This is a genomic window from Hubeiibacter jixunmingi (assembly GCF_041928215.1).
GTDB lineage: Bacteria > Pseudomonadota > Gammaproteobacteria > Pseudomonadales > Moraxellaceae > Acinetobacter.
The window spans coordinates 1-9,901 of record NZ_JBHFHK010000070.1; the positions used below are offsets into that span (position 1 = coordinate 1).

Genomic DNA, 9,901 nt, shown 5'->3' on the forward strand with positions numbered 1-9,901 from the left:
AACCGATGAATCTTTTGCTGCTAATATCTATCTGGCTGCAACAATAATCAATTTGTGTTAATTGTCAACACGCCCTAGTCTTGGTGGATTTAATATTCTAGCACTTTATGCACAACAATATCTCAAAATCCCTGCTGGTAAAGTCATGCTTTTACTTGATGGCTTGGTACTCTCAGTATCTTTATTTTATGTGAGTTGGCAAATTGTACTGATTTCTATTGTTGGAATCGTCATGCTTAATTCAATTCTTACCCTAAATCATCGCCAAGATCGCTACGTAGCAGATTGATAATATACTTCAATGGTGAAACCTATTTTGGTTTCCCCATTTTTTTCAAAAATGTTTGTTGTGCTTTCCACAGTTCAGAGTAGGTCACACAGCGATAATGATATTGATGTTTGATGGCGTACTGCTTTAACAGCTCTGCCAAAACAGTATAATGTCGATGATGCCAGCCTGGAAATAGATGATGGGTAAGGTGCATATTTAAGCCACCGAGCCAATATCCAAACCAAGCTGGTGTAGTCTTACAATCACAAGCAGTGGTAAAACATAAACTATACCAACTGGCATTAATCGAGCCATCCTGACGTGGCATATAAAAGTCAGGCTCGACCCAATGCGTCCCCAAAACCAATATCACCACACCCATAGAAGCGATAAGTTGCCCCAACACATAGGCAATAAACATCTGCCATATAGGGAAACCGTGGTGTAAAGCAATCAAAATAGGTACACCCAACATCAGCACAAGATGCATCAGCTTAGTACCAAAAAAAATAGCCCAACCTTGCTGACCCTGTAGAATTTTAAAACGTGCAACGGCATTTTTATTGGTTTTATCTTGCCAATCCAATACCCACGCCACATAAGGCAAAGAAATCGCCGCAATCACAGGCCAAAATAAATGCTGCCAACGCATATGCGGTTTCCATTGCTGATAAGGCGTTTGGCGAAACACCCCATTTTCAGAAATATCCAAATCCAAATGTTCAACATTCGGCGTTGCATGATGAAAAAGCACATGACGAGTACGCCAACAATCCGCATCAATTCCCAAAATCATGCCACAAGCACGTGCAGCCCAAGCATTGGCACGCTTACTGCGAAATATCACACCATGTGCGGCATCATGAAAGACATTTATACACAACGCCATACCGAATATATGGGTAACAATTAAGGCGATACCAACATGCAACGCTTGCGAAGAAAAAATCAAATACACATAAGCCATGATACATGCCATTAGCAAAAATATTGCTTTAAGATGTGCTGTACGATCTGCAAAACGGTGTGTTGCATCTTCTTGCAGATAATGTCGTGCTGCCTGCATCAAGTCGCGATGCATGGCTTGTGAGCGTTGCATTTCCAAGGGATCATCTGGTCGATATAAGCTACTCATACTGCTTCTCCCTGTGATGGTGGTGCAAATCTACGCCATGTGAGCAATAGCATTAGCCCTGCTTGCAACACCACACTACATGCCAAAATGATAAATAATGGCTGGGTCGACCAAAACACATACAAGAATAAGCCCATTAATCCTAAGCTTGCAAAGAACCACGCCACCAATCCCCATCGACTACCACCCGATGCAGCACCGACACCGACCACACCGCACGCCAATAACAACTGCCACAATGATTCTAATTTAAAGCCTAGACTTCCCTGATACACGATAAATATCAACACCAAACTATAGCTAGCCACCGTTGCTGCCAGTAAATGTGTAACAGGTAAGCCTAGCGATGTAGGAAGTGGCGTAGGAAGCGAAGTAGCTTGCTTTTTAGCTTTTTTTGGCAAACCTAACCAACGTAACAACGGCAGATTACTCGCTATCAAGGGATTATCATGTCCAATATCGCCTTTGATACCGTAACGCAAAGGCACGTCTTGCCTTTCTCTTTCAAATGTCCCAAAAACTTTATCCCAAATGATAAAGGTACCGCCAAAATTCTTGTTAATATACGGTTTATCACGACCATGATGCACGCGATGATGATGTGGCGTGACAAAAATAGCATCCATCCAAGCCGAACGTGGCGTAACGGCATTATGATTGAATAATTGTACCGAATAATGGATTAGCGAAACTGTGATAAATAATGACAATGGCACACCTAACACTGCCAATATCAAAAAGAATGGAATAGAAGTCAGCGAAGAATACCACGAATTCCGCACGCCAAGAGAGAGATTAAAAAATCGTCCTTGATGATGCACCACGTGTACCGCCCAAAATAGCGGTATAGTATGATGCAGTCTATGCAACCAATAAAAACAAAAATCCCAAGCAATGATCGCAAAAAGCGATTGCCATACTAATCCCCAATTGCTCACCCATCCAAAGCTGGCATGCGTCACAACCCATGCGTATATTGCCACTTCAAGACCACGAAATAGCCACAGCACAATGTGTCCAGAATTCAGATTAAACGCCACATCAGACCAGTTATACTCTGTTTGACGACCTTTGCGTAATAACCATAGGGCTTCAGCTAATACCGTTATTACCATCAATGCCACTGGCAATGCCATTTCATTCATAGGCATGGTTTTGCTCCTTGTATAACCAGTATCTCACACCATATCCCACTAACAAAGCCAATAATGTGCCCGTCCACCAGTCTAAGAAAAAGTGCTGACGCAAAACAATAATAGACACACCAATTATTAGAACCCAAAGCATCACCAATAAATTATATACAGGTCTTTTAGGTTGTAATAATGCCCATCCTGCCAAGGTAGACAATGCTGCATGTAATGATGGTGCACAATTATTGGGAGTATCTACATGAAGTAATTGTTGCCACATTCCATAGCTAATCGGGTATGTATGCCTTACATCGGATAACTGTTGCATAGCAATCGTAGGTAAAGTGGTAGGCACAAAAACATATATTAGACCAAATATGATAGCGACCAGTATCATCGCACGCATCAACCAAGGTAGTTTGTGTGCAGGACAATAAAGATAAGCGTAAGGAATCAATAGAAAAAATGAGAGATAAGGCCAAATAGCACGTATATCAAAAGGTAAACTCTGATCAATCACGCTAGGCATCAAAACAGTCGGCTGGTTGGGTAAGTAACCTGTCAAACCATAGATACAGCCAACAGCACCCCAGCCTAAAAGCATGGCACGTAGCCTTTGCCACAGATTTGGAGAAATGAGCGTATAATGTTGTTTAGCGATAGAATCAGTCATGGTGTATGCTTTTGAATAGAGCATGTAATGGCTTATATTAGCGTGAGTTTGGTTAAAAAATCATAATTTTATTGTAATCGCATGATTTTAAAGATTCAGGATAGAGAGAATAAAAAACTAAAATGAATCAAAATTTAAAAAAGGCTATCAATTAGCGAGTCTCATTCCACATATGACTTGAACTATAGTTCCTCAAAGTTGATAAAAACTTAAATTCTCGCACCTTGATTAATACACTATCGACAACCCTGCCCTGCATCATTCACGGTATAATTGACATTTGGAAAAGCCTGCACTGCAAAATCAACTATAGCTTCGGTTTGACGTAATTCATTAAAAAACGTATCTTCACAATATAAAGCTTGCACTGCTTCAATACTCATCACTTCACTGCTTTCGTCTTTGACAGTGATGATGACTTGTTTGTCATGTTGAGTGATTGCTGTTGCCTTTACTAGATGTTGGCTAACAAATAATTCTTTAGGCAAAGGATTTTGTAGTTTTGCAACCGTCTCAGCAATTGGTAATTTAGGTAAATATTTAGTGCTCGGATAGCTTTGTGCAGGTCGTGCTGTTTCGATTGGCGTAGGTGTAATGTGTTGGTTTTTCTCAGCCACTTTATTGCTCAGATAGTGCTTTAAGCCAAATAAAATCAGCACTAAAAAAATAATCATATTGATATGCCTAGTCCATCTTTGCATATTCATCTTCCTTTTTCCAAACTTATAAAAATAAAAAGTAGCACTAAATCAGTTACCAAGCTCAGTTATAGCATCACAAATGTGGTAACGCAATACGCTTGACTGACAAAGATATGGATACTTTTTATGTATGACCTATACGCTCAAGTTCGATACATAACAGGTTGACTATTTATGCGACTTTTTAAGAATGTTAGTCAAAGTCATTTGCTCAGTCAGCATTATAGTTGTTTTAGATAAGGCCAAGCCGCTTTGAGATAAATAAACATCGACCATAATGTCAAAATCACTGCTGCATACAACAGAATATAAGCAATCATTTCTAAAGGTTGATAATTCACCAAGAAAACAGTAATGGCAATCATCTGAAACGCGGTCTTATATTTACCCACTGTTGAGACTGCGACATTAGTTCTCGCCCCAAGCTCTGCCATCCATTCACGCAACGCTGATACGGTAATTTCACGCGAAATAATCACAATTGCAGCAAATGCCATAGCGATGGTCGGTTGCCATTGCACCAATACCACCAATGCTGCCGCCACCATCAGTTTATCTGCCACAGGGTCCAAAAATCGCCCAAATGCCGAACTTTGATTCAGCTTACGTGCCAAATAACCATCTAACCAATCGGTCACTGCCGCCAAGACAAAAATCCCAGTCAAAATCAAATGCCGTGTCATACTAGCATGATGACCGTTGACTTCCATCGCAGGTGGCCAATATGCTACCGCCAAGAATACTGGTATCAAAGCAATACGAGCAAGAGTTAAGATATTTGGAAGATTCAGGATATTTCCTGTAGTCATAGCTCACCAGCAAATGATATGGCACAAAGTGTGTGGCGTTATCTTAGCATAATTGCCAAATAAAATGTCAATTTCACATCGCTGAAACGATTTAGCCCAAGGCTTTTTTAGTCAGGAAAATTCTACCCGATATTATTCATGCAAAATCTGATAAATGGTTCTTGCCAAGGCAGGTCCGATACCATTGACTTGCATAATTTCTTTTTCGGATGCACTGAGTACCGCTTGAATACCACCAAAATGGGTCAGCAAATCACGACGACGCTTTTCCCCCAAACCAGGGATGACTTCCAAAATCGACGTGCTTCGCTTTTTATCACGCTTGGCACGGTGTTTGGTGATGGCAAAACGGTGAGCTTCATCGCGTACTTGTTGAATGAGATGCAAAGCTTTATGATCGCTTGGCAATTGCAACTTTCGCCCATCGGTAAAATGCAAAGTTTCCAAACCTGCCTTACGCCCTTCACCTTTGGACACCCCAACCATAAAGGCGTCCAAACCTAACTCTTCCATAACCTGCATCGCCATATGCAATTGCCCTTTACCACCATCAATTAGCAATAAATCGGGCAACATTTGCTTTTTATAACGTCGAGTCAAAGCTTGTTTCATCGCAGCATAGTCATCGCCACCAGTAATATCCTCGATGGCATATTGGCGATAATCACGCTTTCTCGCTCCGCCTTGGTCAAATACCACGCAAGATGCAATCGGCGATTCGCCCATCGTATGACTAATATCAAAACATTCGATACGATCTATCGGACGTTCTAACACGCTTTGCAATTGATGAAAACGTTCATTTAAAGCAAAATGATCCGCCAATTGATGCTTAATCGCTTGCTGTACATTGAGTTCTGCCAATTGTAACCATTCGGCACGGGTTTCACGCACTTGATGTTTTATCAGGATTTTTTGTTCAAAATGTTGTTTTAGGGCTTCGCTAAGCTCTTCAGTATTTGGCAAAGGCAGATTGACAATCAATTCACCGGGAATTTCATCCGCCACTTGGAAATAAAAATTCGCCATAAAATCGCTGAGCATTTGCCCCAAGTCATCGCTTTGCATATCAGGAAAATAGCTTTTTCCACCCAGCATACGTCCATGTCGCACGTGCATCACCTGTACTGCGGTTACTCCTGCTTGATGGGCAATCGCTAAAATATCCGCATCACCATCGACTTTATATACCGCTTGTTGCCCTTGCACTTGGCGTAACAATTGCAAACGATCACGGTAAAAGACCGCCTTTTCAAATTCCAGTTGTTCCGCTGCGGTTTCCATTTTGCTTATCAATTCTTGGTTCAAGGCTCGGGTATCACCTTTCAAAAATCGGATGCTGTCTTGCACATCTTTTTGATAGTCTTCTGGGCTAATCAACCCCACACACGGTGCGGTACAGCGTTTGATTTGATATTGCAAACATGGGCGTTGTCGCTGTGAAAAATAACGATTATCGCACTGTCTTACCCCAAATAGTTTCTGTAAAGTCAATAGCATATCTTTGGCACTATAAGCACTGGGATAAGGTCCAAAAAATTTACCGACTTGATGTTTGCCCTTACCACGTCCACTGGCAATACGTGGATAAGGCTTGTCGGCAGACACAAAGATATAGACATAAGATTTATCATCCCGCAACATGATGTTATACGGCGGACGATGTTGTTTAATCAGATTTTGTTCTAATAATAAAGCTTCCGTTTCGGAACGTACCACGATGGTTTCGATGTTATGGATACGAGCGACCAGAGCTTGAGTTTTTGGGTGTTCAATGGTTTTGACAAAATAGCTAGATACCCGATTTTTAAGGTTTTTTGCCTTACCAACGTATAATAATTCGCCCGACTTGCCAAGCATTTTGTACACCCCAGGTAAATTGGGCAAATGCTTTAAGATATTTTGAATATATTCGGTTTTGGCAGGATTGGACAAGGGCTTACCTTATAAAAATTCAATTGACTTCACTTTATAATAAGGTACATTTTGTAAAACTCAAGATAATTGAACAGATATAATATTCGTCTATATTGTAGCTTATTATTTTTAATATCAATATTTTAAAAAATGCTATCGCCCAACACCACTGAGGACATTGAGCGATAATTTTTAATCATCGATAAAAATTATTTTTTCTTGCAACCGCAATTCTCATCACATGGACAATCTTTTGTATTGCATTCGCCTACAGGACATTGGCAACCTTTGCTCGTGCCACATTGACAAACACCATTGACACGGCAAGGACAATCTTCACCACAAGTACAAGAACTTTTCAATTCATATTGCATAATCTATGCTCCTATCTGAATGATTTTGATAAATTTGTCCAGCTTTAACATACACTGTTATTGCTTGACATGAGCTATCATAAAGTCTAACCTTAGGTTAAAGTCAAGTATTTTTCTTAAACTTTTTTTATTTTTTTTAATCTTTTTTGATGGAAAATAAAACATGAATATCAGCCAAGTCGCCAAGCAAGTTGGTCTTTCTGCCAAACAAATTCGTGACTATGAAAAACACGGTCTAATGCGTCCTAGCCAACGCACCATGTCAAATTATCGTGAATATTCAGCACAAGATATTGAGAAATTGCATTTTATTGCTCATGCTCGTTCGGTTGGTTTTTCTTTGGATCAGATCGCTGAACTGCTGCGTTTGCAAGCCAATCCATCTCGCACCAGTTGCCAAGTTAAAGACCTAACCGCCGTTCATTTAGCTGAAATCAATGAAAAAATCGCTAATTTACAACGTATGCACGTCACGCTACAGCGTTGGCACGACAGTTGTTCGGGCGATGAAGATAGCGAATGTAATATTTTAAAAGCCATTGCAGCAGAAAGTGCATAAAAAACACCAATTATAAGTAATCGGTGTTTTTCGGTTTTAAACTCACCATCAATTAAAATGGTAAGTCATCATCAGGTTCTGCGTCATTCATACTGCGACTCGGTGCAGGCGATGAGCTTGGACTTGGATTATTGGCATAGCTGGGCTGGGCATTTTGACCGCCATAGCCTTGATTTTGATTATAGTTGCCTTGTGGGGCATTTAGAGCATTATTATTGCCTTGGTTATAACCTTGATTACCGCCATAATTTGAATTGCCTTGATCTTGATAGCCATTACCGCCACCTTGTTGGTAACCACCGCCATCACCAGAGTTACGTGAATCAAGCATTTGCATGCTGTCGCCACGAATTTCGGTCATATAGCGTTCTTGACCGCTTTGGTCTGTCCATTGACGCGTACGCAATGAACCTTCGATATAGACTTTTGAGCCTTTACGTAAATATTGCTGTGCGATTTCACCAAGTTTGTTATTCAACACGATACGATGCCATTCGGTTTGTTCACGACGTTCGCCCGTGTTTTTGTCTGTCCATGATTCGCTAGTGGCAATCGAAAATTGTGTGACCGAACCGCCATTTGGAAATTGTTTGGTTTCTGGATCACGTCCCAAAGTCCCAACAAGAATAACTTTATTTACACCACGCATTGGATAGCTCCTATTGTTATCATCATATCGATGATGGTTGATTGACATGATGATTATTTAATTCAGCGATCATCATGTGTTATGGTTAATTTAACCTAGTTTTTTTTAAAATGCTAGCTCTTGTTGCAATAATTGCGACAATCGGTGACGTGCATTTTCATCTAATTGTTTTTTATCCAATTTTAGATAAGCCACACCTTTATCCGCCAAAATAACAATCTCTTCAATGCCTTCAATTTCTAAGATATTATCGCTCCACACATTTAAATCTTGTGCTACTGTAGGCAATTGCACGACCACTGATGACAAATAACGAGGCTGACGGATTTGCAACATACCGAGCAACCACATAATCGCAATACCTGCCAATAACGACCAGCCCAAAGTGGTATTATTCAGATGCAATAACATCCCACCCAAGCTACCACCAAAAAATGAGCCCAAAAATTGGCTACTGGAATTAATGCCCATCGCCGTGGATTTGGATTGTAATGGTGCAGCTTTGGACAACCAAGATGGCAATAGTGCTTCCATCACGTTAAAGGAAATAAAGAAAAATGCCACACCAACTAACAGTGCATAATGATAGCTTTGTGCAAATGCCATCACCGCCAAACCAATCACAATGCACAATACCGCCACCAAGAATATCTCTCGCATTTTGCGGTATTTTTCAGCCAAAATAATACTTGGAAAAGCAAAAAATAAACTTACCACCATCAACGGCAAATACACCCAGCCTTGCTTATCCAAAGGAATATCCGCATAAGTCATCAGTTGCGATGGAATATAGACAAACATGGCAGTCAACAGTAGATGCAATACAAAAATCGAGATATGCAAGCGATTTAAGTCAGGCATTTTCAGCACTTCAGCCAATTGGGTACGATAACTTTGGCGAATTTGACGATGATGACGTTGCACATTAGGTACTAGAAATAGCATAAACATAGCAACGATTGCCATCACCGTAGTCAGCCAAAACAAACCCGACAAACCAATTTTTGCCGTCACAAAAGGACCTAAACCAAAGGCAAGCATAAAGGATAAACCAATACTCATGCCAATCATTGCCATGGCTTTAGAGCGTTGTTCTTCTCGGGTGACATCAGACAATAATGCCATCACCACTGCCGACACCGCCCCTGCCCCTGCTATCGCTCGCCCAATAATCACGCCATAAATCGATGTCGATAATGCTGCAATCGCACCACCTACTGCAAATAATATTAAACCAATGATAATCAGCCATTTACGTTGATAACGATCTGCCCACAAGCTAAACGGAATCTGAAATACCGCCTGCGTCAAACCATAAATCCCAATCGCAAAACCCAATAAAAATGGTGTTGCACTTGTATATTGTTGCCCTGCCACAGCAAATACAGGAATAATCATAAATAAACCCAGCATACGCAAAGCGAAAATACTGGCGAGTGCAAAAGTGGATTGGATTTCTAAACGATTCATAACAATAATAATATTTGGACTTGGGCAAGGGCGTAAGTATAGCAGAATTTATTTTTATGCGATGACGTGTGTTGTAAATTCGCTTATTTTTAAAAATTTAATTTGACGATAAAAAGCAAAAAATAAGCCGATAATTTTAGGGTGTGTTGACATACAAAGAAAATCAGTTATTCTGATTATATGAATAGACTAACACTTACTGATGCCCAA

General features: G+C 40.4%; 11 protein-coding genes. 2 read left to right on the forward strand and 9 right to left on the reverse strand.

The annotated features are described in order from the left end of the window. Nucleotides 1-61 precede the first annotated feature (61 nt). Nucleotides 62-289 (forward strand): YitT family protein, encoded by a 228-nt coding sequence (locus tag ACEYX7_RS09500; RefSeq protein ID WP_374807113.1) that lies wholly within the window; start codon nt 62-64, stop codon nt 287-289. Nucleotides 290-311: 22 nt separating this feature from the next. Here the strand turns inward: ACEYX7_RS09500 and ACEYX7_RS09505 are convergent, their stop codons facing one another. From ACEYX7_RS09505 to ACEYX7_RS09535, 7 genes are all read right to left on the reverse strand, one after another. Beyond that, a complete protein-coding gene (locus ACEYX7_RS09505; RefSeq protein ID WP_374807114.1) occupies nt 312-1,406 on the reverse strand; it encodes a fatty acid desaturase family protein in 1,095 nt (364 codons plus the stop codon). After that, nucleotides 1,403-2,557, reverse strand: coding sequence for a sterol desaturase family protein (locus ACEYX7_RS09510; RefSeq protein WP_374807115.1), 1,155 nt, complete (start codon nt 2,555-2,557; stop codon nt 1,403-1,405). The genes ACEYX7_RS09505 and ACEYX7_RS09510 overlap by 4 nt, the downstream gene beginning before the upstream one ends. Then, nucleotides 2,544-3,212, reverse strand: coding sequence for a phosphatase PAP2 family protein (locus tag ACEYX7_RS09515; RefSeq protein WP_374807116.1), 669 nt, complete (start codon nt 3,210-3,212; stop codon nt 2,544-2,546). The genes ACEYX7_RS09510 and ACEYX7_RS09515 overlap by 14 nt, the downstream gene beginning before the upstream one ends. Nucleotides 3,213-3,448: 236 nt before the next feature. After that, the gene (locus ACEYX7_RS09520) at nt 3,449-3,886 is read right to left on the reverse strand and encodes a hypothetical protein (protein ID WP_374807117.1); all 438 of its coding nucleotides are present in this window, start codon (nt 3,884-3,886) and stop codon (nt 3,449-3,451) included. Nucleotides 3,887-4,134: 248 nt separating this feature from the next. Further along, a complete protein-coding gene (pgsA, locus tag ACEYX7_RS09525) occupies nt 4,135-4,722 on the reverse strand; it encodes a CDP-diacylglycerol--glycerol-3-phosphate 3-phosphatidyltransferase (RefSeq protein ID WP_374805360.1) in 588 nt (195 codons plus the stop codon). A 132-nt stretch (nt 4,723-4,854) separates the two neighbouring features. Beyond that, the gene (gene uvrC, locus ACEYX7_RS09530; RefSeq protein ID WP_374807118.1) at nt 4,855-6,630 is read right to left on the reverse strand and encodes an excinuclease ABC subunit UvrC; all 1,776 of its coding nucleotides are present in this window, start codon (nt 6,628-6,630) and stop codon (nt 4,855-4,857) included. 218 nt (nt 6,631-6,848) lie between these two features. Further along, complete coding sequence (locus tag ACEYX7_RS09535; protein ID WP_374805358.1) at nt 6,849-7,013, reverse strand: hypothetical protein; 165 nt, start codon at nt 7,011-7,013, stop codon at nt 6,849-6,851. A gap of 163 nt (nt 7,014-7,176) precedes the next feature. Here ACEYX7_RS09535 and cueR point away from each other — a divergent pair, with 163 nt between their 5' ends. Next, complete coding sequence (gene cueR, locus ACEYX7_RS09540) at nt 7,177-7,572, forward strand: Cu(I)-responsive transcriptional regulator (protein WP_374805356.1); 396 nt, start codon at nt 7,177-7,179, stop codon at nt 7,570-7,572. Nucleotides 7,573-7,624: 52 nt separating this feature from the next. Here cueR and ssb read toward each other — a convergent pair whose 3' ends face one another. Both ssb and ACEYX7_RS09550 read right to left on the reverse strand, forming a co-directional pair. After that, a complete protein-coding gene (gene ssb / locus ACEYX7_RS09545; RefSeq protein ID WP_374805354.1) occupies nt 7,625-8,221 on the reverse strand; it encodes a single-stranded DNA-binding protein in 597 nt (198 codons plus the stop codon). A 105-nt stretch (nt 8,222-8,326) separates the two neighbouring features. Then, the gene (locus tag ACEYX7_RS09550) at nt 8,327-9,691 is read right to left on the reverse strand and encodes an MFS transporter (RefSeq protein WP_374805352.1); all 1,365 of its coding nucleotides are present in this window, start codon (nt 9,689-9,691) and stop codon (nt 8,327-8,329) included. Nucleotides 9,692-9,901: the final 210 nt, after the last annotated feature.

Excerpts from the sequence above, each read along its gene's own strand:
- ACEYX7_RS09505 (WP_374807114.1), bottom strand. The coding sequence starts at position 1,406 with ATGAGTAGCTTATATCGACCAGATGATCCCTTGGAAATGCAACGCTCA.
- ACEYX7_RS09510 (WP_374807115.1), bottom strand. The coding sequence starts at position 2,557 with ATGCCTATGAATGAAATGGCATTGCCAGTGGCATTGATGGTAATAACG.
- ACEYX7_RS09515 (WP_374807116.1), bottom strand. The coding sequence starts at position 3,212 with ATGACTGATTCTATCGCTAAACAACATTATACGCTCATTTCTCCAAAT.
- ACEYX7_RS09520 (WP_374807117.1), bottom strand. The coding sequence starts at position 3,886 with ATGATTATTTTTTTAGTGCTGATTTTATTTGGCTTAAAGCACTATCTG.
- pgsA (WP_374805360.1), bottom strand. The coding sequence starts at position 4,722 with ATGACTACAGGAAATATCCTGAATCTTCCAAATATCTTAACTCTTGCT.
- ACEYX7_RS09535 (WP_374805358.1), bottom strand. The coding sequence starts at position 7,013 with ATGCAATATGAATTGAAAAGTTCTTGTACTTGTGGTGAAGATTGTCCT.
- cueR (WP_374805356.1), top strand. The coding sequence starts at position 7,177 with ATGAATATCAGCCAAGTCGCCAAGCAAGTTGGTCTTTCTGCCAAACAA.
- ssb (WP_374805354.1), bottom strand. The coding sequence starts at position 8,221 with ATGCGTGGTGTAAATAAAGTTATTCTTGTTGGGACTTTGGGACGTGAT.
- ACEYX7_RS09550 (WP_374805352.1), bottom strand. The coding sequence starts at position 9,691 with ATGAATCGTTTAGAAATCCAATCCACTTTTGCACTCGCCAGTATTTTC.